Consider the following 26,341-nt stretch of genomic DNA (forward strand, 5'->3'; position numbering starts at 1 on the left):
CGCACCATTTTCGCGCAGCGGACCGCGGGTGCCAGCCGGCACCCGGCCTTCCCTGCGCCCTCTTGGACAAGAGGGGGGAGTGACGAAGCAAAGCTCGGGCGAAACACGCCGCGAGGACGCGAAGGTGTGTCTGCAAGTTGAATCTGCATTGGAGGATGACGATGCTGCCCCTTGCTCCGTCATTGCGAGCGCAGCGAAGCAATCCAGTGTCTTTCCGCAGAGGGATTCTGGACTGCTTCGCTGCGCTCGCAATGACGATGTGGAGAGAACGTGCGACATACTCCGCTCTCGTGCCCCGGACGCAGCGCAGCGTCCCTTCGACGATGCGCTGCAGAGCCGGGGCCCATCTCGCCGCACTGTATCATGTCACTGCTGGGTCCCGGTTCTGCGCAGCAACGCAAGAGCGTTGCAGCGCGCCCAGGACACGAGCTGCACCGAGTCCGCGTCACAATGTTTGCAACAACTTGTCGGCGGCCCGGATATCGGCTGTCTCTGAGCCCTGGGCGAAGCCTTCATACGCCAATTGAAGCCATCGCTTCGCTTCCTCGCGCCGGCCGCGTTCGGCAAGGAGCCCCGCGAGATCGATCGCGGCCCGCAGCTCCCAGGCTTTGGCGCCTTTGCGACGACTCAATTCCAGTGATTGGACGAAGTGGGCTTCTGCCTGATCAGCGTCGGGCTGGGGCCTCGCCAAGAGAACCCTTCCCTTCATGCGCAGCAGCTCGGGCATGTACAGATGATCGCCGCTTTGCTCGACGAGGCGGATCGCATCGTCGATCAGGCCCGCACTCCGCTCGATCTGCCCAAGCGCCATCAAGCCCTGAACAAGCGCGATGTTGAACGTCGTGGTGAGCAGCTCGTAGCCGGCATCGTGGAGCTCACGCAGACACGTCCCGATCGTCTCGACGCCTTCGGCGGCATGGCCGCGCCGGATCGCCAGTTCGCCTTTGACGCCGCGGCCGACCGCAAGATAGGGGCCCATGGAGCGCGATTCGGCATGGGCGATGAAGCGGTCGATGTTCTCTTCCGCGGCCTCGAGGTCTCCGCTCCAGAGATCGATCGAGACCGCCCAGATCAACGCAATGCAGAGCGTGATCGGATGGTCCATCTGCGCGGCCTCGACGACCGTCTGTCGGGCCAGTTGCAGCGCATCCGCGGGGCGGCCCTGCAACCAGAACTCGCGCGCGAGCGAGATGCCGGCCCGGTTGCGGTGATCGAAGCCATAGACGGTGCTGATCCGTTCCGTGCCCGGCCCATGCCAGGCGGCCTCCAGCATCGTCAGCGCGTCGCGGTGCTCGCCGGCAAGATGCAAGGAGACACCGAGGAGCGAATGGGCGAGGGCGAGGGAGGCGGCATCGGCGAGTGTCCCGGCGACCGTAAGGCTTTGCTGCGCATAGCCGAGCGCGGCGTCGAACTGTCCCATCCGCTCGTGGAAAATATGCATGCGCCCGAGCAGCTGGAGCTGGTTCGGCGCGTCGCCGCGCGCCTCGGCGATCGCAAGGCTCCGGCTCAAGGCGGCGCGCGCCGCTTCGCTGCCGCCGCGCGTGAACATCAAGGTCAGTCCGAGCGCGCCCTGGATATGCATTTCCTCGGCGCAGCCGCGCGAGGACGGATCGATCGCAAGCAGCGCCCGTTCAGACCAGCGCCGGCACTCGACCAGCAGGGACATGGCCAGAAAGATGGGAGCGGCTGCAGCGGCGAGTGCAACGCCGATGTTGGCATCGCCGTCCGGGCCAAAACACCAGTCCAGTGCGGCGCGCACGTTGTGAAGCGCGGAGAAGTGGATCGCGCGCTCGTCGGCGCTCGGCGCAGTAGCCCATGTCGTGCCGGCCTGCTCCAGCCAATGCCGGTAATAGGTCGCGTGGCGGGCGGCGAGCGCCGCGTCATCCGGCTCGATTTCGAGCAGATAGGTGCGCGTCGTGTCGAGCAGACGGTAACGCATCATGGCGCCAATCGGCCGCGCCGCGACCATCGACTTGGCCACCAGGCCGTCGATAGCGTCGAACAGGCGGGAGCGGTCGACACGTTCGTCCGGCACGATCTCGAGTGCGGCGTCGATGGTGAAGTGACCGGCGAAAACCGCGAGCCTGCGCAGCACGATGCGCTCGATGTCGGACAAGAGCCCGTAGCTCCAGGCCAGCGTCGCCTGCAACGTCTTCTGTCGCGGCGGCGCCGTGCGCTGGCCCTGCCAGAGCAGATTGAGACGCTCGTCGAGCAGTGCCGCGGTCTGCTCCAGGCCGTAGGCTTCGACGCGGCCGGCGGCGAGTTCGATCGCCAGCGCCATGCCGTCGAGCTTGCGGCAGATCCCGGCGACGATCGCCGCATTGGCATCATCGAGCGCGATCTGCGCGCCGCCGGCCGTGGCACGTTCGAGGAAGAGCTGAAGGGCGGGATAAGTCTGCGCCGCGGCTGCCGTCAGCCCGGGCTTGTCGGGCGGAACCGCGAGCGGCGCCAGCCGATAGACCTGCTCGCCCTCGACCCGCAGGGCTTCGCGGCTCGTCGCCAGGATATGGACATGCGGTGCGGCGTGCAAGATCTCGGCGGCCAGCGGGGCCGCGGTCGCGATGACGTGCTCGCAATTGTCGAAGATCAGCAGCATCCGCTTGTCCCGGAGATGTGCGAGCAGCGCAGGCAGGGGATCGTCGGCTTGCGCGGGCAAGCCCAGCATCAGCAGGAGCGAGGTGATCACGAGATCGGGATCGCTCAGCGCGGCAAGGTCGACGAAATGTGCGGCGTCGAAGAATGTCGCGAGCAGGTCGTGAGCGATGGCCACGGCAACGGCGGTCTTGCCGACGCCGCCCGGGCCGGCGATCGTGACGAAGCGCGAGGCGATGAGCCTGTCGGAGACGGCGGCGACCACATCGTCGCGCCCGACCATCCGTTGCAGCCGGTTCGGCAGTTTGACGGGCGGCAATTCCGTTCGCGCTACGGTGCGCCCTTCCGCCGGGATATTCACCTGCGAGATCGGCGCCACGAAGCAATAGCCGCGGCCGGAGAGTGTGGTGATGTAGCGGGCACCGTCCTTGCCGTCGCCAAGGGCCTTACGAAGCGCCGCGACGTGAAAGCGCAGATTTGCGTCCTCGACCCTCATACCGGGCCACACCAGCGCCATCAGATCATACTTGCTGACGACCTGGTTCGGCCGCGACATCAGCGCGAGCAGCGTGTCGAAGGCCTTTGCACCGAGCGGCAGCGCGGCGCCGTCGCGCATCACAAGTCTTTCATTCGGCGTTACGGTGAATGGCCCAAACGAGAAGGTTCCCGTTGCGGTGCCGGCCGGCTCGGTCATGGCGAAATCCTGATCCTTTCAGACGGACCGGATAGCCACATGATCGCAATCCGGCAAGGCCGTCCCTCGCCGCCATCACACCGCAAGTGCAGGCCTTGTGAGGCGCGCGCGCCGAGACCTCACAAGTTCTCACAACTCCCAACGGGTGTGTCGCGGCAGCCGCTGCTAGTCAGTTGTGCGACGGCAAGGAGACCTTCATGACCCAAGCGGCGAAACTGCTCTACACGGCCCGGACCCGCACCAGCGGCGGGCGACAGGACGGCATATCGCGCAGTTCCGACGGCCGCCTGGATATCAAGCTGTCGCCGCCGGGCGGCACCGGCATCGGTACCAATCCCGAGCAATTGTTCGCGGCCGGCTGGTCGGCCTGCTTCGAGGGCGCGATGGAGATCGCGGCCCGCAAGCGGAAGATCGAGCTCCCCAGGAAATGCGCGATCGATGCGGAGATCGACCTGGTGCTCGACGAGGGCGCTTATTCCCTCAGGGCACGCCTCGATGTCAGCCTGCCCGGCCTCGATCGCGAGATCGCGCGCGGGATCGTCGATGAGGCGCTTCAGACCTGTCCCTATTCCAAGGCCGTCCGCGGCAACATCGACGTCACGGTCGCGCTGATCTGACGGCACCACCTCCAACCATCAACAAGGTAGCACCATCATGAAACAGATCATCGATCAGCACCGCCGCCAGTTTTTCGGCATCGCCGCCGGAACCGTCGCCACCGGCCTCGGCGTGATCGGCCTCGCCCACGCCGAATCGCAAGCGCCGCGCTCTTCCGCGACGAACGCGTCGTTCGGCGCGATCAAGCAGATCGATGCCGGCGTCCTCAACGTCGGCTACGCGGAGGCCGGTCCTGCGAACGGCCCCGTCGCGATCCTGCTGCACGGCTGGCCCTACGACATTCACGCGTTTGTCGACGTCGCGCCGATCCTGGCAAGGGCAGGCTATCGTGTCATCATCCCCTATCTCCGTGGTTACGGCTCGACCCACTTCCTCTCCGCCGAGACGCCGCGCAACGGCGAGCCGGCGGCAATGGCCGCCGACATCATCGCGCTGATGGACAAGCTCGACATCAAGAAAGCGGTGGTCGCCGGTTTCGATTGGGGCGCGCGCACCGCCGACATTATCGCCGCGCTGTGGCCGGAGCGCTGCCGCGCGCTGGTGTCGGTCAGCGGCTATCTGATCTCCAGCCAGGCCGCGGGCAATGCGCCGCTGCCGCCGTCGGCCGAGCTGCTGTGGTGGTACCAGTTCTATTTCTCGACCGAGCGCGGCCGCGCAGGATACGCGAAGTACACGCATGATTTCGCAAAACTGATCTGGAAGCTGGCTTCGCCGCGGTGGAAGTTCGACGACGCCACCTTCGACCGCAGCGCGGCGGCGCTGGACAACAAGGATCACGTCGCGATCACGATCCACAATTACCGTTGGCGGCTCGGGCTCGCTCAGGGTGAAGCGAAATACGAGGAGCTCGAAAAGAAGCTCGCGGCAGCTCCCGTCATCGACGTGCCGACGATCACGATGGAAGGCGACGCCAATGGCGCGCCGCATCCCGACCCAAGCGCCTATGCCAAGAAATTCTCGGGCCGGTACGACTACCGCCTGATCACCGGCGGTATCGGCCACAATCTGCCGCAGGAAGCCCCAGAAGCGTTTGCCAAGGCCGTCATCGACGCCGACGGCGGTGCTTGATGATTTTGGCCACTTCGGTCCGGCAAGGCCGGACCGAGGCCTGACATGCGATCGCAGTTCAATGAAGCGTCAGCGAAAATGAAATCCGGAAAGTCAAGAATTCCATCCTCTACGGCGATGATCGTGTTGGCCGTGCTCCTCCTCGTCGTTGTCCTGACCTGCGTGCCGTATCTGGTCACGATCGCGTTCGCGCACGGGCAGGCCGATGCCTCGCCGATCTTCGGCGTCACTGTCCCGGAAGGCTACAAGCAGTGGGAGCTGATCGCGCCGGCCGAGGAGGCGGCTCCCCTGGACGAGCTGCGTGCCGTCGTCGGCAACAGGACCGCGATCGATGCTTATCAAGACAACAAGCTTCCGTTCCCGGACGGCACAATTCTGGTCAAGCGGGCCTGGAAGCGGAAGCAATCGCCCGAATTTGCGTCCGCGACGATTCCCGGTGAGGCCACCACCGTCCAGGTGATGGTGAAGGATTCCAGAAAATATGCCTCGACCGGCGGCTGGGGATTTGGTCGCTTCGTCAACGGCAAGCCGGTCGACGAGGCCCAGCATCGCACCTGCTTCGCCTGCCACGAAGCTCGTGTGAAGAGCCGCGACTACGTGTTTACGAGGCTTGCACCTTGAGTGCGGAAGTTCACTCCGCCGCCACCATCTGCTGCGTGCGCCACTGGCCGAGCAGGGCGCGCAGCGAAGCCGGCTTGACCGGCTTGTTGAGCACCGCGACCTTTTCGTCGCGCGCAGCCATTTGCACGGCGGGGCTGCGGTCGGCGGTGATCAGGATCGCGGGGATGCCGTCACCGAAGCGGCGGCGGATGTCGCGGATCGCCGCGATGCCGTTGCCGCGGTCGAGGTGGTAATCGACCAGCAGGCCGGTCACGCGGCGGCCGGCAGTTTCGATCGCGGCGATCGCGCCCTCGGGATCGGCGACCGCGATCACTTCGGCGTCCCAGGCCTTCAGCAGCGTGCGCATGCCGTCGAGGATCGCGGCGTCGTTCTCGATGCAGACGATCAGGGTCCCCGAGATCGAGGTGCGTGCGAGCGGCGTCGCACTGGTCACGGCCGCGGTGTGGGTGATCGCCTTTGCCGTCGGCACCGTCACGGAAAATACCGATCCGCCGCCGACATTGGAATCGATGGCGATGTCGTGCTTGAGCACGCGTGCCAACCGCTCGACGATCGACAGGCCCAGGCCGAGGCCGCGGGCAATTCGCGCGCCCTGCTCGAGGCGGTGGAATTCCTTGAAGATCTCGCCGCGCTTGACCGCCGGGATGCCGACGCCGGTGTCGTAGACGCAGATCTTCAGCGTGGCGCCGCGGCGGCGGCAGCCGACCAGCACGCGCCCGCGCGGGGTATATTTGATGGCGTTGGAGATCAGGTTCTGCAGCAGCCGCCGCAGCAGGAGACGATCCGACTCCACCGGCAGCGAGCACGGCACGAAGACGAGCGCCAGATTCTTGGCGCGCGCGATCGGCGCGAACTCGATCTCCAGCGAGCGCATCAGGTCGGCCATCTTGAAGCTCGAGATCGAGGTCGTCATCGCGCCGGCGTCGAGCCTGGAGATGTCGAGCAGCGCGCCGAGGATCTCCTCGATCGCCTGGAGCGATTCGTCGATGTTCTCGACCAGTCGCGTCTCCTCGCCGCTGTGCTGACGCTCGACCAGACTCGTGACATAGAGCCGCGCCGCGTTCAGCGGCTGGAGAATGTCGTGGCTGGCGGCGGCGAGAAAGCGCGTCTTGGAGATGCTGGCGTCTTCGGCCGCGCTCTTGGCCAGCGCCAGCTCGGAATTCAGCCGGGTCAGCTCCTCGGTGCGGTCGCGCACCCGCTTTTCCAGCGTCGCATTGGCGCGCTCGAGCGCTTCGGCCGCCTCGAACGTGGGCGTGACGTCGGTGAAGGTAATGACGAAGCCGCCGCCGGGCATGCGGTTGGTCAAGATCTCGATCACCATGTGGCGGTCGGGCAGGCGTTCGAGATAAGGCTCGCCGTCGGTGGTGTAAGCCAGCAGCCGGCGCTCCAGCATGGCCTCGCGCTCGATCGGATCGGTCGGCTCGCTCACGCCCATGAATTCCAGGATTTCACGCAAGGGCGTGCCGAACTGGATGAAATGCGGGGGAACATTGAGGAGATCGCCGAACTGCCGGTTGGAGCAGATCAGTTGCAGATCGGCATCGAACACCGCGATGCCCTGGCGCACATGGTTGAGCGCGGTCTGGAGGATCTCGCGGTTGAAATGCAGCGCCGCATGGGAATCGTCGAGCAACTTGAGCGCAGCCTTCGCCGACACCGTCCGTTTGCGCAACAGCAGCGACATCACCAGACGCGAGGAGGCTGCGCCGATCGAGGAGGCGATCAGGTGCTCGGCGTGCTGCAGCAGCTCGAAATCGGCGGGCGCCCCGGACTCCAGCCGCACATTGCGCCGCGCGGAGAATGCCTCGAACGAATGCCGCGCGCGGTCAGGCCCGAGATATTGCGCCACCGTGGTCTGGATGTCCTGCACCGTGACGGTGGTGCGCCAGCGCCGGAAATTCGGGGAAATCGGCGCGAGCGTGTTGGGGACGAACAGATCGGCCTGGACCAGTTCGATCGAAGACGGCCGGCGCGCCAGCGACAGCAGCACATAGGTGAGGATGTTGAGCGACAGCGACCAGACGACGCCGTGCATCAGCGGCGGCAAATCGGCGCCGAACAGCGCCTGCGGCCGCAGCGCCTCGATCCCGAACGGGCCGTGCTGGAGCAGCAGGATCCCCGCCGTCGAAGTATCCATGAAGCTCGGGATGAACAGCGTGTAGAGCCACACCGCGAACCCGACCAGCATGCCGCCGATCGCGCCGCGCGCGGTCGCGCGCCGCCACAGCAGCCCGCCGAAGAAGCTTGGTGCAAGCTGGGCGATGGCGGCAAAAGACAGCAGGCCGATCGCCGCGAGCTGGGTGTTGCCGAGCGCGCGGTAGTAGAAATAGGCCATCACCATGATGGCGAAGATCGCCAGGCGCCGCGAGCGCAACAGGAAGTCGCTGAAATCGGCGCCGCCGGTGCGCCCCTCGGGCCGTCGTTGCAGCACCAGGGGCACCACGAGGTCGTTCGAAACCATGATGGAGAGCGCGACGCATTCGACGATCACCATCGCGGTCGCCGCCGACAGCCCGCCGACGAAGACGGCGACGCTGAGCAGATCCGCGCCGCCCTCCATCGGCAGCGCCAGCACGTACATATCCGGATCGGCGGCGCCGAACGGAAAGCTGACGAGACCGGCGAACGCGATCGGGATCACGAACAGATTGATGGCGACGAGATAGAGCGGAAACAGCCAGCGCGCGCGGCCGACCTCGGCGTCCGAGGAATTCTCGACGACGCTGACGTGGAACTGGCGCGGCAGCAGCATGATCGCGCACAGCGACAGCAGCGTCATGGTCAGGAAGTTGCCGATCGACGGCGAATAGTTGATGACGCGCACCGCCTCCGGCGTCTTCATCGCGCGCTCGATCAGCTCGTGCGGCGAGAACATCCAGAACGTGACGAAGATGCCCGCGGCAAGAAAGGCGACGAGCTTGATGATGGATTCGGTCGCGACCGCCAGCATCAGGCCGTGCTGGTGTTCGGTGGCATCCGTCTGCCGCGTGCCGAACAGCACCGCGAAGGCCGCCATCGCCAGCGTCACCATCAGCGCCACGTCGCCGACGATCGGGATGTGGGAGAAGGCCTGGTCTTCGCTCAGGATGGTTTCGAGCGAGGAGGCCACCGCCTTGAGCTGGAGCGCGATGTAGGGCACCGAGCCGATGATCGCGATCAGCGCGACGGTTGCCGCCACCGCCTGGCTCTTGCCGTAACGCGCGCCGATGAAGTCGGCGATCGAGGTGATGTTGTGGGCCTTGGCGAGCTGGATCACACGGCGGAGGACGCCGGCGCCGAGCCCGATCATCAGGATCGGGCCGACATAGATCGCGAGGAAGTCGGTGGAGGTGCGGGTGGCGAAGCCGACCGAGCCGAAGAAGGTCCAGGAGGTGCAGTAGATCGCCAGCGACAGCGGATAGATCAGCCCCGAGGCGCGGCCCCGCCCGGCCCGCGAGCGGCGGTCGCCATGGCTCGCCACCAGGAACAGAAAGCCGATATAGCCGAAGGCGGCGGCGATCACGCCCCAATCGTGCAGCATGGCGAGCGTGCTTCTCCCGGGGGCGCGCTGGCCGCGCCCGATCTCATTTTCCCTGTAAATCTAGCGCGTTGGGCGTGTGGAGGCGACAGCGAAATGCCGCGCGGGCGCGGGAACCGGGGTTGTCGTTAAGGTGCGCTGCCCCAAAGCTGCGCTGCCTCGGGCTCACCGAGAGAGTCCCCGCGCGGTACCCCCCTCCCTGACCCTCCCCCACAAGGGGGGAGGGAACGGAGAGAGCGTCCGCGTCGCAAGAATTCGAGACCGACCGTCACGCTGTGCGGCTACCCGATGTAAGGAGCCGCAACTCTCTCGCTCCCTCCCCCCTTGTGGGGGAGGGTGGGGAGGGGGGTAGCTCCGGGGACGGTGAAACTTAGATCGAAGAGAAGGCGAAGAAGCCTACTCCGCCGCCAGCGACTTCTCGCGAAGCGGCAGACCCAGGCGGTCCCACACTTGCAGCAGGGCTTCGGCGAGCTGATCGATCAGGCCGTCGTCGTGATAGGGCGAGGGCGTGATGCGCAGGCGTTCGGAGCCCTTGGCGACCGTCGGATAGTTGATCGGCTGGATGTAGATGCCGTGCTGTTCGAGCAAGAGGTCGGAAGCCTGCTTGCACTTCTCGGCATCGCCGATGAACAGCGGGACGATGTGGGTGTCGCTCGACATCACCGGCAGGCCGGCGGCGTTGAGGATCGCCTTGACCCGGGCGGCGCGATCCTGGTGACGCTCGCGCTCCCAGCTCGACGTCTTCAGGTGCTTGATCGCCGCGGTCGCGGCCGAGCAGATCGCCGGCGGCAGAGCGGTGGTGAAAATGAAGCCCGGCGCATAGGAGCGCACGGCGTCGATGATCTGGCCGTTGGCGGCGATGTAGCCGCCGAGGCAGCCGAACGCCTTGGCGAGCGTGCCTTCGAGAATGTCGATGCGATGCATCACGCCGTCGCGCTCGGCGATGCCGCCGCCGCGCGGGCCGTACATGCCGACGGCGTGGACCTCGTCGACATAGGTCATCGCGCCGTACTTCTCGGCGAGGTCGCAGATCTTGGCGAGCGGGGCGATGTCGCCGTCCATCGAATAAAGGCTCTCGCAGGCGATCAGCTTGGGCCGGCTCGGGCCTGCAGCCTGCAACAGCGCTTCGAGATCGGCGAGGTCGTTGTGGCGGAACACGACCCGCTCGCAGCCGGACTGGCGGATGCCTTCGATCATCGAATTGTGGTTGAGCTCGTCGGACAGGATCAGGCAGTTCGGAATGAGCTTTGCGATGGTCGCGATGCCGGTCTGGTTCGAGACGTAGCCGGACGTGAAGAGCAGCGAGGCTTCCTTGCCGTGGAGATCGGCGAGCTCGGCCTCGAGCTGCACCAGCGGATGATGCGTGCCGGCGATGTTGCGGGTGCCACCTGCGCCGGTGCCGACCCGGGTCGCGGTCTCGACCATCGCGCCCACCACCTTCGGGTGCTGGCCCATGCCGAGATAATCGTTGGAGCACCAGATCACGACGTCGCGCTTGCCCTTGGGCGAATGCCAGAGCGCATGCGGGAACCGGCCGGCAATGCGCTCGAGATCGGCGAACACGCGGTAGCGCCGCTCGGTGTGGAGACGATCAAGGGCGGAATTGAAGAACTGGGCGTAATCCATCGTCAAACCTGCAGCGGAACCGACCAAAGACCCGCATATCCTTAGAGCTTTTCCAGCTCCAATGTCTATGCGCTATCCCACATTTGGACCTGCGGGGCATTTGGGCAAAATGCCCTATCGTGCGATTTGAAACTTGATCCGGATCAAGTTCGCGCGAGACGTAATGTTGCTCTGCACCATTGCGCCCGGGCTATCTGCGCGCCCCGATCGCCTGATGGGCGTGCGCGGCGGACTTGCGCACATGTCCGTCGTCATCGTTCAGCAGCGGGGTCAGCGCGGGTAGGACGTCCGGATCGCCGAAAGTCTCGGCGATCTCGCAGGCCCACAATCGATGCCGCGGAAGCTCATCCCTGGAAAATGCATCGAACAGCAGCCGCCAATTGCCCGCGGCGGCGCCTCGCCGTAAGGTCCGCGCGGCTTCCTTCCGAACTCCGATTTCCGGATCGCGCCTGTAGAGATCAAAGGTCGAATGGAAATCCGCCTCATGCCAGATTTCCGCAAGGGCGCGAAGCGCGCACTCCCGCGTCGATGCTTCGGGCGCCCTCAGAAGGGGCAGCACGAGATCATGAGCTTCGGCAAGCTTCCATTGCTCGACGATGCCGCAGGCGGTGCGCCTGACGTAGTCTGACGTGTCGGAAAACGCAGTGGTAATAATCGTGCGGAGTTCATGCCCCCGCTTGTGTTGTCCGATGACCTCGATTGCGGTTCGCCGTACAAAGGCATCGCTCGCCGTTGACAGTGTCCGAAGCTCGCCCAGCGCTTCGTCGTCGTCCCGTGCGAGCAGGTTGCGGATGGCCTCATGGGTCATCGGCGGCCCCTGAAACTCAGGTCGTCCTGAACTGCAACACGCCGTCTTTCATTTCCGCCGTCAGCCGGCCTTCCACGATCATGTAGTTGACGTGGGCGACCAGTTCGCCGGCGGCGAAACCCATCTGGTGTTCGTCCAGCACGTGCTTGTTGAACACCACGGGCACCAAGGCGCGCGAGGTCTGCGGCACCTCGCGGCAGGCTTCCGCGATCAGGCGGCAGCGCTCCTCGTGGTGATCGGCGAGCTGCTTGATGCGGGTCTTCAGCCCGTAGAACGGCACGCCGTGGCCGGGCAGCACCAGCACGTCATAGGGCAGCGTCGTGGTGAGGCTGGCGAGCGAGGCCAGATATTCGCCGAGCGAGTTCTGGTCGGGTTCGACCGCCCACACGCTGACGTTCGGCGAGATCTTGCTCAGCACCTGGTCGGCCGAGAGGAACAGCTTGTCGTCGGCGCAATACAGCATCACCTGGTCGAGCGCGTGACCGCCGCCGGTGATCACCTTGAAGCGGCGCGTGCCGATCACGACGTCCTCGCCATGCGAGATGCGGCGGTAGGACGGCGGCAACACCGAGACGCGCTTGAGATAGTCCTGGCCGCGGCCGAGCAGCTTTTCCGTGAGCGACTCGTCCATGCCGTGGCGGCGGAAGAACAGCCGCTGCGCCTCCTTCCGCTCCTCGGTGCCGCGGTTCTGGTGATAGACCGATTGCAGATATTCGACCTGAGACATCACCAGCGGGCAGTTGAATCGCTCGACGATCCACCCGGCCAGACCGACATGATCGGGATGGGAATGGGTCACGATCAGGCGCGTGATGTTGACGCCCTTCAGTGGTCCGTCGAACAGCTTCGTCCAGGCTTCGATCGTCTCCTCATTGCCGAAGCCGGCATCGATCATGGCGTAGCCGTCGCCATCGGCGAGCAGATAGATGTTCACATGGTTGAGGCGGAACGGCAGCTTCAGCCGCACCCACAACACGCCGGGCTTCACCTCGACGACCTCTTCGGGGCCGGGATGCTGTTCCCAGGGATAGCGCAGGGCGTCGGCGGAGGACTGCACGGTATCGGTCTTTGCGTTCATGCTACCGGCTTAAACCCGCTCGCCGCGGCGCGCCAGCCGAAAAAGGACGCTGGCGCGCCCGCATAGCGGTCATTCCGGGTTGCGGAACGGCGGCTTACGCCGCCCGCATGTTGTTGAGGAACGCGTCGATCTCTCCGCGCAGCATGTCGGCTTCGCGGCGGAGCGCGTCGGAGGCGCCGAGCACTTCGTTCGCCGCTGCACCGGCTTCCGCCGAAGCCGTGGAGACGCCGACGATGTTGCTGGAGACCTCGCTGGTGCCACCGGCCGCATGCTGGATGTTGCGGGCGATCTCGCGTGTCGCCGCGCCCTGTTCCTCGACCGCGGCGGCGATCGTCGTGGTGACGTCGTTGATCTCGCCGATGATCCGGCCGATGCCCTGGATGGCGCCGACTGCCGAAGTCGTCACCGACTGCATGCTGGCGATCTGGCTGCGGATCTCCTCCGTTGCCTTGGCGGTCTGGCTCGCGAGGCTCTTCACCTCGGAGGCGACCACCGCGAAGCCGCGGCCGGCTTCACCCGCGCGCGCCGCCTCGATGGTGGCGTTGAGCGCCAGCAGATTGGTCTGCGAGGCAATCGTCTGGATCAGGTCGACCACCACGCTGATGCGGCTCGCGCTGTCGGCGAGGCTTTGCACCGTGGCGTCGGTCGCGCCGGCTTCGTCGACCGCTTTCCTGGCGATCGCGGCCGAGGTGACGACCTGCTTGCTGATCTCCTCGATCGAAGACGACAGCTGCTCCGTGCCTGACGATACGGTCTGCACGTTGACCGAGGTCTCTTCGGCTGCGGAGGCAACCGCGTTCACCAGCGCGTTGGACTGGTCTGCCGTGTTCGACATGCTCTGAGCGGTCGATTGCATCGAATTGGCCGACTGCGCGAGATTGTCGAGTGCGGAGCGGACCGCGCCCTCGAATTCTGCAATCTTCGCCTCCATCTGCGCCGCACGCTCGGCCTTGGCGACGCGATCCCTGTCCTGCTCGCTCGCAAGCGCCCGGGCTTCGATCATGCTGTCGCGGAACACCGTCAGCGTTTCCTTCATCGCGCCGATCTCGTCGTTCTGCCGGGAGCGGACGATCTCGGTGTCGAGATCGCCGGCCGAGAGCAACTGCATGGCGCGTTGAAGCTCGCGAATGCGGCGCAGGATGTTGCGGCCGACATAGAGCCAGACGAACAGCGCCGAGCCGACCAGCGTCAGTGCGCCGAGTGCCAGCATCGCGGTGGTCGCGAGCGAGATCTCCTGCCGCGCCTGGAAGGTCGACGCATTGGTCTCCTTCTGCACACCCTCGACCAGCTGCTGCACGCTGATGCCGAGGCCGACATTGAGCTTGCGGGCCTCGTCCAAAATGGTCTGGCCGTAATCGATGGCGTCGAGCTCCTTCTGGCGGATCTTGAACACGCCGGACTTGCCTTCGCCGAAGGCGAACAGCTTTTGCACGGTATCGCGCACCGCTTGCATCGAGGCAATGTTCGGCAGGTCCTCGAGGTTCGACTTGACGCGGTCGCGCGTCGCCTTGAACTCTTTCTCGATCGCCTCCAGCGTATCGCTGTTGTTGGCCGACAGCGCCGCCATCATGTCGGCGGCCATCAGATTGCCGTTGGCGGAGATGGTCGCGACCTGGGAGACAGTGCGGGCGGCTTCGGTGGCATCGTCGGCGGAAACTTCCGCCGCGCCGAGGATCGCGTTCAGGCGCGTTTGCGCATCCAGCATGGCAGGACCGGCCGCACCGACGAAGGTGAGCTGCGCCTTGCGGAGCGCTTCATATTGCTTGTCATGCAGCGCGCCGGCATCGAGCCGCTCGCGCGCGGCCGACACCAGGCTCTGGGTCGCCTCGTCGATGCTCTTGGCGGTGTCGCGCAATGCGGTTGCGATCTGCTTGTCGGCGCCGAGTTCGATGATCTCGCCAAGCTTGGCCATGGCAAGCTGCTGGATCTCCTGCACCTTCTTGGTGCGTTCGTTCAGCGCCTCGTCGGACGGCGACGCCAGGAGGCCCGGCCCCTGCGCCGCGAGCGTTGCGCTTTGCGATGCGAGTTGAAGGCTGGCGGAAAGGCGCGGGATGTCGCGGCCGCTCAGGTCCATCATGGTGCTGCCGAGATGGTGGAAGACGAAGCCGGCGCCGGCTGCAATCACGAGGCCCATGCCCGCGATCACCGCGAAGGCCGTGAACAGGCTGCCGCGCACGCCCCATGTCGGCATTTTGAAACGGGGCCGGATACGACCAAGCAAACGGCCAAGGCCCAGACGGATCGCCATCGAAATTCCCCCACGCGTGATCTTTATGTTTTCGCCGCGGAGTATCCTCGGGCCAGGTTAAAAAATCGCAAGTCGCTCAATTGGTTGCGCACGTTCCGCACAGCGAAAAAAGAAGGGCCGGCAACGATGCCGGCCCTTCATCATGATAAGGTTTTGATAACCGTTCAGTAGCGCGCGACCGCCGAGTTGGCCCAGTTGAAGCGGTAGTTGACGCCCGCCTTGATGGTGTGGTCGTCGGTGGTGAAGTTGCCGGTGCCCGCCAGCGGACCACCGGTGAAGTGCGCGTCGCCGAAATTGTAGTACTGGTACTCGGCCTTGGCCGACCAGTTCGGGGCGAACATGTATTCGAGGCCGGCGCCGACGGTGTAGCCGTTGCGGTGATCGCCCGTGATGACGAAGGCCGCCGGCACGCCGCCGACAGTGACCTTCTCGTTGTTGTCGGAGTAGGCGTAGCCGCCCTTCACATAGAGCAGGCCCGGACCCCAGGTGTAGCCGACGCGGCCGGTGATCGAGCCGAGACCGCGCTGGTCGTTGGTGTAGGCGACGCCGCCCGGGAACACCGCGCCGACGCTGCCGGAGAGCCAGGAATACTGGCCTTCGACGCCGACGACGAAGTTCGGGTTGAACTGCCAGTCCGCACCAGCCTGCACGCCGCCGAGGAAACGGCCGTTGCCGTTATTGCCGGTGGAGAGGCCGCTGAAATTGTTGTCGCTGGAGAACGCGCCGCCGACATGGCCACCGATGTAGAAGCCGGTCCAGTTGTAGATCGGCGCGGCATAAGCGGGCGCGGGCGCCTTATAGTAATTGCGGTTACCGAGATCGGCACCGACTGCCGGCGCAGCAGCGCCCAGCACGAGCAGCGCAACGGTCGCAAACAGAATCTTCTTCATCGTCCAAACTCCAACACTTAGGTCCCCGGCAGGCGCGCTTTCCGCGCCGTCGTTGATTTTGCAGATAGCTCGCTTTTGACGAAAATGCTGTCACATCCGTGGCACAGCGGCAGCCAACCTAACGTATTGGGCCGTAAATGATTTTCGTGCTTAATGTCGGCTTAAGAAGTGGTGAAGGAAGGCTTAACTCGGCGCTGTCAGTGTAACTTGCGCGCGCATCTCATTAACCAAGACGGCGCCGCGCCTCATCGCGCATCTGTTCGCGGAATGCAGCGCGCTTTGCGGGCCGGTCTTCCTCGCGCACGTCATGACGATCGAAGACGTCGAACTTCTCCAGGATCGGGTAGCGCTCGCTCGCCATCGCGAGCACGCGCAGCACCTTGGTCGCGGACGGTGTCGGGCCGCTGACTTCCCAGCGCCGGATGGTGTCGGCGCCGCCCTTCTCCGGCAATCCGCAAAGCCGGGCCATGTCGGCCGCGGTGAGCTTGCGTTCGAGGACGTCCGAGAGATCGTTGCGGAGTTGCTTCAGTTCGGGACCGGTCATATCGCCTCAATACGCGAAGTCGATGAGGTGAATGCACTAGAGCATTATCGGTTCTGATTGAATCAGAACCGAAGCTCTAGATCCTTGTTTCGACGCGTTTTCTTCACGCGAACCGGCATCCACTTCGCTCGAAAACGCTTTAGCGCTGATTCGGGTCCATCCGAAGGCGAGGCGCGGTAGCGGGCGGGCGTGCTAGTCTCGCGCCCGCCGGGCTCAGCAAAGGAAAGAATAGTCGCATGCCCGTGTTCAAGCTGCCTCTGTCGGGGGACGTCGTGCAGTCCATCAACCCGATCACGTCGTTCTTCAGCCCGGCCGGCGGCCAGTTCGGTCTCGTGAACATCACGGTGGGCCAATCCTCGGCGCCCGATGTCGAGAAGGACCTACTGTCGGATGTCGGCAGTTACGGCAAGCAGATCGGCCAGGTCGCGGATGCGCTGCTCGTGGTCATTGAGCATCTGGAAGCGCTCGGTGACAGCGCATTCGGCGATGACAAGGCAATCGCGGCCTTCAAGGAACTGATGCACTCGGTCGCGACCGTCAAGGAGCGCCACAACCGCAAGGCCTGTCGTCCGCGGCGGCGCTGATCATGCCGTGCGACCGCGCTCCGGCACCTTCGTGTGCGCACGGAGTTATGAACGGAGTGCTATGGAATTCTTCCGAACAATGAACACTTGGCGTACGGGGTCTACGGCGACGAAAGGATCAGCGATGACAGGCATCAAATTCGCGATTGCCGCACTTATCACGGTTGGCCTAGCTACGGCCCCCTCCGTTGTCGAGGCGAAGAAGCACAGGTCCGCCAGACACTACAGCTCCGTTATGGCGGCCCCGAGTTATGGCAGCGTTGGAGGGTCGATGGCCGTGCCGTCGAGGGCTTACGGCAGCTCAGGACAGACGGTGGGGACGGTCACGGCGCCGTCGATCGGCACGTATAATTGGCCTTCCGTCGGCGTCACCAACTCGGTTCCGACCTGGAGCAATACCAACCCGCCGGTTCGATAGCACGCGAACGCTCTGGGCGAGAGCCGATGTCGATCAGCGCGGCCGGTCGCAAGGTGAAGATCGCAACGCCCCCAGAGGGGAGCATGCGCCCTCAGGCGCCCCGGCCGGCCTGTTGGCCGATCACGCAGCGCCATCCCGCGAGGCGCTCGGCCGGATGCTGGTTCATCCATTCGGCAAGCTGCGGCGCACCCATCAGGCACGATTGCATCGAGACGTCGGCGAAATCGGATGTGGTGACGGTCTGCTCATGACAGTTCGCTGGAGAGGCGAGGTTGCAGAGCACGGCGATGATCTTGATCACGCGAGGTTGCCTCCGTCGCTGCGACGCGCGGAGGCTCCGCTTGATGGTTCGCTCACCGGATCAGCCGGCGGGAAGATGCTGTCGTAGATCGCGCGCGCTTCCTGGATGAGGCGAATGCGCTCGCGCTCGGATTTCGAGACAAACTCAATAACCTGGCCCATGTCGTCTCCAATAGATTCTCAATCCATCATCACATGATGGAAATCATTTCATCCGGATGTGGGGTGTCGCCTTCGGCTTTGCAGCCGTGCGGGCGGTCACGAGGGATAAAAAGCCCGTGAGGATTCCGCTCCTGAGGGGGAGCGGGGTACCTTCAGCGATGCGCCGATCTCACGGCGCATCTGTTCGGCGGGGACCGCTTCGCAGCATCGTGATGAAGAGTTGAGCCCCGCGGGATGATGGCACTGCGGCACATTTTGTCGCGCGTGGAGTTGTAAGGTCACTCAGTGCACGGGTGCCTCGACGAACGGCATCGCGATTGAGAGACCGCGCCCGAAAGGATCAGCCATGACAAGAACGAAACGCTCCATTGCTGCACTTATCGCTCTCGGATTGGCTGCAGCGCCACTCGCCGTCAACGCACAAACGTCGGGGACGGGGACACCAAGCAGCACGAGCGGACGCTCCGGAGCACCAGTACAGCAAGGGACTATTGGAAGTTCCGGGCAGACCGTCGGGACCGTGACAGCGCCATCGGTCGGAACGTCCAACCAGCCCTCCGTCGGCGTAACAAACTCGGTCCCCACCTGGAACAACACGAATCCCCGACCGAAGTAGAAATCGCGATCGGCTGACTTACGCCGCCGGCGGGCGATCCTTGCGCCCCGGCACTGCCGCGAGCAGCTCGCGCGTATAGGCATGTTCGGGCGCGGCGAACAGCTGCGCGGTCGGCTTCAGTTCGACAATGGCGCCGCGCTGCATCACCGCAATGCGATCGCAGATTTGAGCAGCGACGCGCAGATCGTGGGTGATGAACAGCATCGACAGGCCAAGACGCGCCTTGAGGTCTTCAAGCAGTCTCAGCACTTGCGCCTGCACCGACACGTCGAGCGCGGAGACGGCTTCGTCGGCGACGATGATTTCGGGTTCGAGCGCGAGCGCGCGCGCGATGCCGATGCGCTGGCGTTGGCCGCCGGAGAATTCGTGCGGATAGCGTTCGAGTGCGCCGGCATCGAGGCCGACCATCTTGAGGAGATCGCGGGCGCGGTCGAACGCCACCTTCGGATCGGTGCGGGCCGCAATCGGGCCGTCGGCGATGATGTGGCCGACCTTGCGCCGCGGATTGAGCGAGGCGAACGGATCCTGAAAGATCATCTGGATGCGGTGGCGCTCGGCGCGCAGCGCCTTGCCCGCGAGCTTTGTGAGATCGGTCTCGCCGATCCGCACGGTGCCGCGATCGGCTTCGACCAGCCGCATCACAAGACGGGCCACCGACGATTTGCCGGAACCGGATTCGCCGACCAGGCCGAGCGTCTCGCCCTTGAGAATCGTGAAATTGACTTCGCGTGCGGCATCGACGCGACGGTCCTCGCGAAACCAGCCGCCCGAGGTGACGTAGGTCTTGTCCAGTCCGATCACCTCGACCGCTTTGGCCTGGTCGACGAGAGGGTTGCGGGCGGGCGGGTCCATCGTGGGCACGGCGGCGAGCAGCGCCTTGGTGTAGTCGTGCTGCGGCGCGTTGAAGACGGCCGAGGCGGGGCCTTCCTCGACCACCTTGCCGTGGCGCAACACGATGACCTGGTCGGCGATGTCGGCGACCACGCCGAAATCATGGGTGATGAACATCACCGCCATGTTGCGATTGCGCTGGAGGTTGCGGATCAGTTTCAGGATCTGCGCTTGCGTGGTGACGTCGAGCGCGGTGGTCGGCTCGTCCGCAACCAGCACCGCCGGTTCGAGCGCGAGCGCCATCGCGATCATGGCGCGTTGGCGCTGGCCGCCGGAGAGCTGGTGCGGATAGGCGCGCACGATGCGCTCGGGGTCGGGGAGGCCGACCTCGCGCGCCAGCGACAGCGCCTTGGCGCGCCGCTCCCTCGGCGTGAGCAGCCCGTGCGCCTCGAACATCTCCGCCATCTGATCGCCGATCCGCATCAACGGATTGAGCGCGGTCATCGGCTCCTGGAAGATCATCGCGAGCCGGCGGCCGCGCAGATCTCGCCAGCCGTCGTCGTCGAGTTTGAGCAGGTCGCGGCCTTCGAACTGGATCTCGCCGGAGGTGACGGTGACCGTGTCAGGCAACAGTCCCATCAGCGCATGCGCGCACATCGATTTGCCGGAGCCGGATTCGCCGACGACGCAGACGATCTTGCCGGGCCGCAGATCGAGCGAGACGCCGTCGACCGCGAACGGACGCTCGGCGCCCTTGGGCAACGCGATCCGCAAGTTCTTGATGGAGACGGCGGGCGGAGCGGTCATGATCAGCGGCCCTCCCGCGACAGCCGCGGATTGAGCGCGTCGTTGAGGCCTTCGCCGATCAAATTGAGGCCGAGCACCGAGATCAGGATGGCGACGCCGGGAAACACGGTGATCCACCACGCCTGGCGGATCACGGTGCGGCCGGCACCGACCATGTAGCCCCAGGAGATCAGGTTGGGATCGCCGAGGCCGAGGAACGCCAGCGAGGATTCCAGCAGGATCGCGGTCGCCACCATCAGCGAGGCCAGCACGATCACCGGCGACAGCGTATTCGGCAGGATTTCGCGCAGGATGATCCAGGTGTTGCTCTGGCCCGTGACCACGGCGGCCTGGACGTACTCCCGCGTGCGCAACGACAGCACCTCGCCGCGGACGAGCCGCGCGACCGGCGGCCAGCTCACCAGCGCGATCGAGGCGACGATCGAATAGATCGAGGGCTGCAGGATCGCGACGAGCACGATCGCGAGCGCAAAGCTCGGAATGGTCTGGAAGAACTCCGTGAAGCGCATCAGGGCGTCGTCGACCCTGCCGCCGAAATAACCGGCCATGGCGCCAATGGGAACGCCGACGACGAGCGCCACCAGGGTGGAGACCATGCCGACGAGCAGCGAGACGCGTGCGCCAAAGATCATGCCCGCGAACACGTCGCGGCCGAGTGCATCGGTGCCGAGCGGCACGGTCGCGAGCGTGAACGGCGGCAGGAACGGCCGCTGCACCATGCGCCAGGGCGAGTTCGGGAACAGCATCGGACCGAACAAGGCGACCGAGATCGCAAGCAGCAGGATGATGAGCCCGATGACGCCGCTCGGGCTCCTCAGCATCGATTTCCAGAACTGTTTCATGTGGTGAATTCGATGCGCGGGTCGACCAGGCGATAGACCAGGTCGGTGATGAGGTTGAAGATCAGGACCATGGCGGAGCAGATCACGAAGACGCCGAGCAGCAGATTGTAGTCGCGCTGCAGCAGGGCGTCGTACATCAGGCGTCCGATGCCGGGCCAGGCGAACACGGTCTCGGTGATGACGGCGCCGCCGATCAGGGTGCCGGAGTGGACGCCGGCGAGCGTCACGACGGGCAGCAGCGCGTTGCGCAGGACGTGGCGGCGCTGGATCACGGCGTCGGACAGGCCTTTGGCGCGCGCGGTCTTGACGAAGTCGAGCCGCTTCACCTCCAGCATCGAGGCGCGCGTCATGCGGGTGTAGGTCGCCATGAAGAACAGGCCCAGCGTCATCGCCGGCATGATCAGGTGCTTCGCGACATCGACGGCATGAGCGAAGCCAGTGAGGTTGGCGCCGACAGTCTCGTAGCCGAAGCTCGGCAGCCAATCCATGGTGACCGAGAACAGCAGGATGCCCATCAGCGCCACCCAGAAGATCGGCATGGCGTAAAAGATCAGCGCAAAGACGGTGATCGCGGTGTCGAGAAAGGTTCCGGCAAAGCGCGCGGCGAAGGTGCCGAAGAGAACGCCGAGCACGAGCGAGATCGCGAACGCCGTCAGCGTCAGCAGCAATGTCGCGGGCAGCCGCTCGCCGATCAGCTTCGCGACCGGCGCCTGCTGGCGGAAGGAGAAGCCGAGGTCGAGGGTAGCAATGCCCTTGACGTAGATGAAGAGCTGCTCGGGCAGCGGCTTGTCCAGGCCGAACTTCTCCCTGAGCTGCTGGACGAAGATCTGGTCGCTCGCCCCGGCCTCGCCCGCCATCACGACGGCGGGATCGCCGGGCGCAAGCCGGATCAGGAAGAAATTGAGGACGACGATCGCAAGCAGGACGATCACGCCCTTCACGACACGCTGAGCGACGAAGGAGAGCATCTAGAGGATCATATCGGTGATGTGACCTGGAGCGACAGAGATGGAGCGATCACCTCTCCCCGCCAGCGGCGAGAGGTGACGGAGGCAGCCCTCACTTGTCCAGCCATGCGTCCTTGAAGCCGTCGTTGACCCCGATCCCGGTCGTGATCAGGTTCTTGACCTTGCAACGCATGATGGTGGGGAATTGCAGCTCGAGCATCCAGGCCACCGGCACGTCCTCGACCAGGATCTTCTGCGCCTTCTCGTAGATCTCCTTGCGCTTGGAGTCGGGCGTTGCCACCGCGCCGTCGGCGAACAGCTTGTCGATTTCCGGGTTGGAGTAACCTTCGACGTTGTTGAACACCTGGCCCTTGGCAATGGCGCTGGAGACGTAGTTGCGGCCGACGCCGAGGGCGGGATCGCCGTACTGGTAGAGATAGGTGAAGGCGATGTCGTAATCCCAGTCGCCGATCTTCTGGTTGAAGCCGGCAACGTCGGTGGCGATGGTCTCGATGTTCATGCCGACGTCCTGGAGGTTCTGCTTCACGGCTTCACCCCAGCGCTGCCAGGTCTCGCCATAGGCGAGCGGCAGAAGACGGATCTTCTCGCCCTTGTAGCCGGCTTCCTTCAGCAGCGCCTTGGCTTTGGCGGGATCGTAAGGGTATTTCGGCACGTCGTCGGTGTAGTATTTGATGGTCGAGGCCGACGGGCCGGTCGCGACCTTGCCGAGCCCGTTCCAGATCACGTCCTTGGCGAAGTCGCGGTCGATCGCAAACATGACCGCCTGCCGCACCCGCTTGTCGGCGAGCGGACCCTGGCGATTGTTGAGCCACAGCCAGGCCAGCGGCGAGAAGAACTCCCAGCCGGCGCCGGTGACGCAGGTGTCCTTCAGCTTGGACAGCCGCGGCACGTCGAAATTCTCGACCGAGCCGCCGGGCAGCACGTCGACCTTGCCGGTCTCATACGCCACCGAGCGCGCCGCGGCATCGGGAATGATCTGCCAGTAGATCTCGTCGAGATAGGGCTTGCCCTTCTCGTAATAGTTCGGGTTCTTGACCAGGCGGATGAAAGAGCCCTTCTGCCATTCCTTGAACATGAAGGGGCCGGTGCCGACAGGGGCGTTGTTGTAGGGATTGGTCTTCCAGTCGGTGCCTTCATAGAGATGTTTCGGCACGATCGGCATCGAGCCGACCTCGAAGATGCCGAGGAACGGACCGAACGGCTGCTTCAGCGTGAAGACGACAGTGTAGTCGTCGGGAGCCTCGACCTTGTCGACCTGCGCCAGATTGTTGCGGGCACGCGCGTGGGTCTGCTTCAGCATCTCGATTGAGAACAGCACGTCGGCGGCGGTGAAGGGCTTGCCGTCGTGCCAGGTCACGCCCTTCCTGAGCTTGAACGTGTAGGTTTTGGCGTCCTCGCTGACGCTCCAGCTCTCGGCGAGCTCCGGCTGCGGTTCGAGCTTGGGGCTGTAGCGCAGCAGGCCTTCGAAAATGTTGCCCGACACCATCTGCACCGGGCCGTTCTGGACCATCGCCAGCATCAGGCCGGGCGGCTCGGGCTGAATCACGGCATTGATCGCTCCACCCGCTTTCGGCTCTTGCGCCAGCGCCGGGGCCGCGAGGCCGCAAGCCAGGAGGACACCAAGCAACACTCGTTTTGACATGTCGTATCTTTCTCAAGCGAGACCAGCCGCAAACGCTTCGCACGTCATGGCGCGCAAAGCTACGGCAGGCCCATCCCAGTCCCCATCCGGGATCGAGGCTCACACAGTCTCATTCGGCGCCGCAAGATGAAAGTCTCGACAGTGTTCGCCCAAAAAATGTACAGCGCGTCCTGTTATGGCATTTGACGGCCAAGCCGGCGCCGCCGCGCCGCCCTGCTTCAGGAGGGCCGCAGCACCCGTTGCAACTCGGCAAGCGCGTCCGCGAGTTGCTCCCGGTGCGCGATGTCGTCCTTGGGGATGGCCGCGACACTGCCCGCGAGTTCGCGCAGGATTCCGGCGAGCAGGCCGAAATTGAGGGTGCAGGTGCACCGATTTGCGCTCGTCCGCCGTGCCCGGATGCTGCAGCACCAGCGCAACGCCGCTTCCGTCGAGACGTGCCTCGAACCGCGATGAATGCCCGAAGGTGCCGACATAGAACTTGTCGGGATATTCGAGCGCGATCTCTGCCTTGTCGGGAACCGGCTTGGACATGTGAGCCTCATTGATGTCAGGCCATTCTGGCCGGGAATAAACTCGGCCGCCTTGCGATAGGTCAGAGGCGGGCTCGTTCCGGATTTGATTCGGATCAAAGCCGGGCTGCCGCTTCTGCGATCTGATGGCAGGACGGGTGAAGCCCCGCGTGCCCGGTCAACTGCGAGTCCATCGGCGATGAACGTCCATTCCACCCCATCCGAAGCGGATTCAGACGATATCGCCATCTCTTTCGCAGACGAGGCGTCGGCACGTTGCGCGCAATTGCTCGGCGATGCTGGCCTCAGGCTGACGCGCCACCGCCTGGCGCTCGGCCAAATGCTGTTCCTCTGCCCTCATCGTCATGTGACAGCGGAGGGGCTTTATGAAGAAGCCACCGCCGCCAATCTGCGGCTGTCGCTTGCGACCGTCTACAACACGCTGAACCAGTTCACCGAAGCCGGCCTGTTGCGGCGGATCGCGGCCGACGGCATCAAGTCGTTCTTCGACACCGATACGTCCGTGCATCCGCATTTCTACCTCGAAGGCGAGGATGTGCTGGTCGACGTCGCCGACGGCCTGACCTTCACCAGGATGCCCGAGGCGCTTCCGGGCCACGAGATCGCGCGGCTCGACGTCGTCGTCCATCTGCGCCGGAAGCGTGACGTAGACCCGGCATAACGATCGTCTAGCGCAAGCCCGCCCGCCGGAACCCTTCCAGATAGTGTTCGCGGTCGGCGTCGTTCGCCCATGGCAATTGCGTCGCGATCCAGCGCAGCGAGATGTTGGGCTGGGTGCGGCGGAGCTCGCCCAGCGCCATCTCCGCAAGCACGCCGTCGCCGGTCATGCCAGCAGAAACCGCCAGCACGCGGTAGGCGCCGGTAAGGTCGCCGCGGTGGCGGATCGCCTCCCGCGCGAGCGTGATGGCCTCGCCATAGCGCCGCTCGGTGAAGCGGGCATAGCCGGCGATGCCGTGATAGATCGCCAACGATGGATCGCGCGGCGAGAGCCGCATTGCCCTCTGCGCTGCCTCGAATGAATCCTTCGGTCGTCCGGCATAGGACAGCGCCAGTGCGTAATAGCCCTGTGCCAGCGAGAAGTTGGGATTGAGCGCGAGCGCCTGCTCGAACTCGGACAGCGCGTCCGCAAGCCTTCGCGTCGAGAAGTAGACGCTTCCGAGCGCAGCGTGCGCCCAGGCATCCTCGTGGTCGCAGCGCACCGCGGCGAGCGCGGCGGCTTCGGCCACCGGTGCCACCACGGCAAGCTCGGCCCAGCCGAGATGCACGCCGAACATGTGGTTCGCCGCGAGCACCGACCGCGCCTGGCCGTAGTTCGGGTCGATGCCGACCGCGCGTTCCAGCAGCGCCCGCGCGGTCTCGTGATCCCGCCGCGTCACCCGCCAGTAATGCGACAGCGCCCGCATCAGGAGATCCCAGGCATCCAGGCTCGCGGGGGGCTTGCGATGGGCGCGAAAACTTTCCGCCGCATGAATCTGCGGCTCGATCGCCGCCGCGATCGCGTTGGTGATTTCGTCCTGCACGGCGAACACGTCGACCAGCTCGCGGTCGTAGCGCTCGGCCCAGAGATGGCTGCCCGTCGTGGCGTCGTTGAGCTGCGCGGTGATGCGCACCCGGTTGTCCGACTTGCGCACGCTGCCTTCGACGACGTAGCGGACGCCGAGTTCCTCGGCGATCTGCCGGATGTGGACAGCGCGGCCCTTGTAGGTAAAGGACGAGTTGCGGGCGATCACCATGAACCAGCGCTGCTTCGACAGCGCGGTGAGGATGTCCTCGCTGATCCCGTCGCCGAAATAGTCCTGTGCGGGATCGCCGCTCATGTTCTCGAAAGCGAGCACCGCGACCGCCGGGCGGTCCGCCAGGGCGCGCGGCAAAGCAGCGACGGGTTGCGTGGGGGCGGGCGCGGATGCCATTTCTTCCCGGACTTCGCCGACGAAACGAAAGCCCTTGCGCGGAATGGTCTTGATCAGCCGCTGAGTCGCACCGTCGTCGCCGAGCGCCTTGCGCGCGGCGTTGATCCGGCTGTTCAGGGCGGAATCAGAGATGATCCGATCGCTCCAAATCTGGCTGATCAGGTCATCCTTGCTGACCACACGGGTGCGCTGCGCCACCAGATAAAGCAGGAGATCGAACACCTGCGGCTGCAACGGCACGGCGGCGCCGCTGCAGGTGAGTTCCCGCAGGTCGCCGTCGAGCACGTTGTTTTCAAAGCGAAATCGCACGTTTCTGTCGTCTCAAGCAAAAATCAAAGTCGTCTCAGGCGAAAATCAACCGTCCGCGAAAGTCTTGGGACCTCCGGTGCGGCATGGTGCAGCGACCAATGAAGTGCTGGCGTTTTGG

General features: G+C 64.9%; 22 protein-coding genes and 1 pseudogene. 7 read left to right on the forward strand and 16 right to left on the reverse strand.

Annotated features, from left to right (window positions below):
* Positions 1-445: 445 nt before the first annotated feature.
* Positions 446-3,286, reverse strand: coding sequence for an ATP-binding protein (locus FXB41_RS07960; protein WP_219681091.1), 2,841 nt, complete (start codon positions 3,284-3,286; stop codon positions 446-448).
* Between the two features lie 197 nt (positions 3,287-3,483).
* Between FXB41_RS07960 and FXB41_RS07965 the strand changes: the two genes are divergently transcribed.
* The 3 genes from FXB41_RS07965 to FXB41_RS07975 all read left to right on the forward strand — a co-directional run bounded on the left by FXB41_RS07965 (position 3,484) and on the right by FXB41_RS07975 (position 5,593).
* The gene (locus tag FXB41_RS07965) at positions 3,484-3,903 is read left to right on the forward strand and encodes an organic hydroperoxide resistance protein (protein ID WP_219681092.1); all 420 of its coding nucleotides are present in this window, start codon (positions 3,484-3,486) and stop codon (positions 3,901-3,903) included.
* 37 nt (positions 3,904-3,940) lie between these two features.
* Positions 3,941-4,972 carry an alpha/beta fold hydrolase gene (locus FXB41_RS07970; protein ID WP_219681094.1) on the forward strand — a complete coding sequence of 344 codons (1,032 nt, stop codon included), beginning with the start codon at positions 3,941-3,943 and terminating at the stop codon, positions 4,970-4,972.
* Positions 4,973-5,089: 117 nt separating this feature from the next.
* Positions 5,090-5,593 (forward strand): cytochrome P460 family protein, encoded by a 504-nt coding sequence (locus tag FXB41_RS07975; RefSeq protein WP_219681159.1) that lies wholly within the window; start codon positions 5,090-5,092, stop codon positions 5,591-5,593.
* A 10-nt stretch (positions 5,594-5,603) separates the two neighbouring features.
* Here FXB41_RS07975 and FXB41_RS07980 read toward each other — a convergent pair whose 3' ends face one another.
* From FXB41_RS07980 to FXB41_RS08010, 7 genes are all read right to left on the reverse strand, one after another.
* Positions 5,604-9,113 carry a PAS domain-containing hybrid sensor histidine kinase/response regulator gene (locus FXB41_RS07980; protein ID WP_219681096.1) on the reverse strand — a complete coding sequence of 1,170 codons (3,510 nt, stop codon included), beginning with the start codon at positions 9,111-9,113 and terminating at the stop codon, positions 5,604-5,606.
* A gap of 393 nt (positions 9,114-9,506) precedes the next feature.
* Positions 9,507-10,736 (reverse strand): 5-aminolevulinate synthase, encoded by a 1,230-nt coding sequence (gene hemA, locus FXB41_RS07985; protein ID WP_219681098.1) that lies wholly within the window; start codon positions 10,734-10,736, stop codon positions 9,507-9,509.
* 190 nt (positions 10,737-10,926) lie between these two features.
* Positions 10,927-11,544, reverse strand: a complete 618-nt coding sequence (locus tag FXB41_RS07990) for a HEAT repeat domain-containing protein (RefSeq protein WP_219681101.1) — start codon at positions 11,542-11,544, stop codon at positions 10,927-10,929.
* A 16-nt stretch (positions 11,545-11,560) separates the two neighbouring features.
* Complete coding sequence (locus tag FXB41_RS07995) at positions 11,561-12,622, reverse strand: MBL fold metallo-hydrolase (RefSeq protein ID WP_219681103.1); 1,062 nt, start codon at positions 12,620-12,622, stop codon at positions 11,561-11,563.
* Positions 12,623-12,716: 94 nt separating this feature from the next.
* Positions 12,717-14,870 carry a methyl-accepting chemotaxis protein gene (locus FXB41_RS08000; RefSeq protein ID WP_219681105.1) on the reverse strand — a complete coding sequence of 718 codons (2,154 nt, stop codon included), beginning with the start codon at positions 14,868-14,870 and terminating at the stop codon, positions 12,717-12,719.
* A 164-nt stretch (positions 14,871-15,034) separates the two neighbouring features.
* The gene (locus tag FXB41_RS08005; protein WP_007599475.1) at positions 15,035-15,760 is read right to left on the reverse strand and encodes an outer membrane protein; all 726 of its coding nucleotides are present in this window, start codon (positions 15,758-15,760) and stop codon (positions 15,035-15,037) included.
* 223 nt (positions 15,761-15,983) lie between these two features.
* Positions 15,984-16,304: a hypothetical protein gene (locus FXB41_RS08010; RefSeq protein ID WP_007599476.1), complete on the reverse strand. Its 321-nt coding sequence runs from the start codon at positions 16,302-16,304 to the stop codon at positions 15,984-15,986.
* Between the two features lie 236 nt (positions 16,305-16,540).
* On the opposite strand from FXB41_RS08010, the gene FXB41_RS08015 reads away from it, so the two are divergent.
* Positions 16,541-16,888 carry a hypothetical protein gene (locus tag FXB41_RS08015; protein ID WP_007599478.1) on the forward strand — a complete coding sequence of 116 codons (348 nt, stop codon included), beginning with the start codon at positions 16,541-16,543 and terminating at the stop codon, positions 16,886-16,888.
* Between the two features lie 124 nt (positions 16,889-17,012).
* Positions 17,013-17,306, forward strand: coding sequence for a hypothetical protein (locus tag FXB41_RS40545; protein ID WP_007599485.1), 294 nt, complete (start codon positions 17,013-17,015; stop codon positions 17,304-17,306).
* Between the two features lie 91 nt (positions 17,307-17,397).
* On the opposite strand, the gene FXB41_RS08020 is transcribed toward FXB41_RS40545, so the two are convergent.
* Together FXB41_RS08020 and FXB41_RS08025 are read right to left on the reverse strand one after the other, a co-directional pair.
* The gene (locus tag FXB41_RS08020; RefSeq protein ID WP_007599488.1) at positions 17,398-17,607 is read right to left on the reverse strand and encodes a hypothetical protein; all 210 of its coding nucleotides are present in this window, start codon (positions 17,605-17,607) and stop codon (positions 17,398-17,400) included.
* Positions 17,604-17,768 carry a hypothetical protein gene (locus FXB41_RS08025; RefSeq protein ID WP_007599491.1) on the reverse strand — a complete coding sequence of 55 codons (165 nt, stop codon included), beginning with the start codon at positions 17,766-17,768 and terminating at the stop codon, positions 17,604-17,606. The genes FXB41_RS08020 and FXB41_RS08025 overlap by 4 nt, the downstream gene beginning before the upstream one ends.
* 346 nt (positions 17,769-18,114) lie before the next feature.
* Here FXB41_RS08025 and FXB41_RS40550 point away from each other — a divergent pair, with 346 nt between their 5' ends.
* A complete protein-coding gene (locus tag FXB41_RS40550) occupies positions 18,115-18,384 on the forward strand; it encodes a hypothetical protein (RefSeq protein WP_246648674.1) in 270 nt (89 codons plus the stop codon).
* Positions 18,385-18,402: 18 nt separating this feature from the next.
* Here FXB41_RS40550 and FXB41_RS08030 read toward each other — a convergent pair whose 3' ends face one another.
* From FXB41_RS08030 to FXB41_RS08050, 5 genes and pseudogenes are all read right to left on the reverse strand, one after another.
* Entirely contained in the window at positions 18,403-20,022 is a 1,620-nt protein-coding gene (locus FXB41_RS08030) for an ABC transporter ATP-binding protein (RefSeq protein ID WP_219681106.1), read from the reverse strand.
* A 2-nt stretch (positions 20,023-20,024) separates the two neighbouring features.
* On the reverse strand, positions 20,025-20,864 hold the full coding sequence (locus FXB41_RS08035) for an ABC transporter permease (protein ID WP_018458168.1): 840 nt from the start codon (positions 20,862-20,864) through the stop codon (positions 20,025-20,027).
* Entirely contained in the window at positions 20,861-21,832 is a 972-nt protein-coding gene (locus FXB41_RS08040) for an ABC transporter permease (RefSeq protein ID WP_007599498.1), read from the reverse strand. The genes FXB41_RS08035 and FXB41_RS08040 overlap by 4 nt, the downstream gene beginning before the upstream one ends.
* Before the next feature lie 91 nt (positions 21,833-21,923).
* Positions 21,924-23,474 (reverse strand): ABC transporter substrate-binding protein, encoded by a 1,551-nt coding sequence (locus FXB41_RS08045; protein ID WP_219681108.1) that lies wholly within the window; start codon positions 23,472-23,474, stop codon positions 21,924-21,926.
* Positions 23,475-23,692: 218 nt separating this feature from the next.
* Positions 23,693-24,005: pseudogene (locus FXB41_RS08050) on the reverse strand (hypothetical protein).
* A 177-nt stretch (positions 24,006-24,182) separates the two neighbouring features.
* Between FXB41_RS08050 and irr the strand changes: the two are divergent.
* On the forward strand, positions 24,183-24,665 hold the full coding sequence (gene irr, locus FXB41_RS08055; protein ID WP_246648675.1) for a Fur family transcriptional regulator Irr: 483 nt from the start codon (positions 24,183-24,185) through the stop codon (positions 24,663-24,665).
* A 7-nt stretch (positions 24,666-24,672) separates the two neighbouring features.
* On the opposite strand, the gene FXB41_RS08060 is transcribed toward irr, so the two are convergent.
* Positions 24,673-26,223, reverse strand: coding sequence for a winged helix-turn-helix domain-containing tetratricopeptide repeat protein (locus FXB41_RS08060; protein WP_219681110.1), 1,551 nt, complete (start codon positions 26,221-26,223; stop codon positions 24,673-24,675).
* Between the last annotated feature and the right edge of the window lie 118 nt (positions 26,224-26,341).

The sequence above is a fragment of the Bradyrhizobium canariense genome, assembly GCF_019402665.1.
GTDB classification, from domain to species: domain Bacteria; phylum Pseudomonadota; class Alphaproteobacteria; order Rhizobiales; family Xanthobacteraceae; genus Bradyrhizobium; species Bradyrhizobium canariense.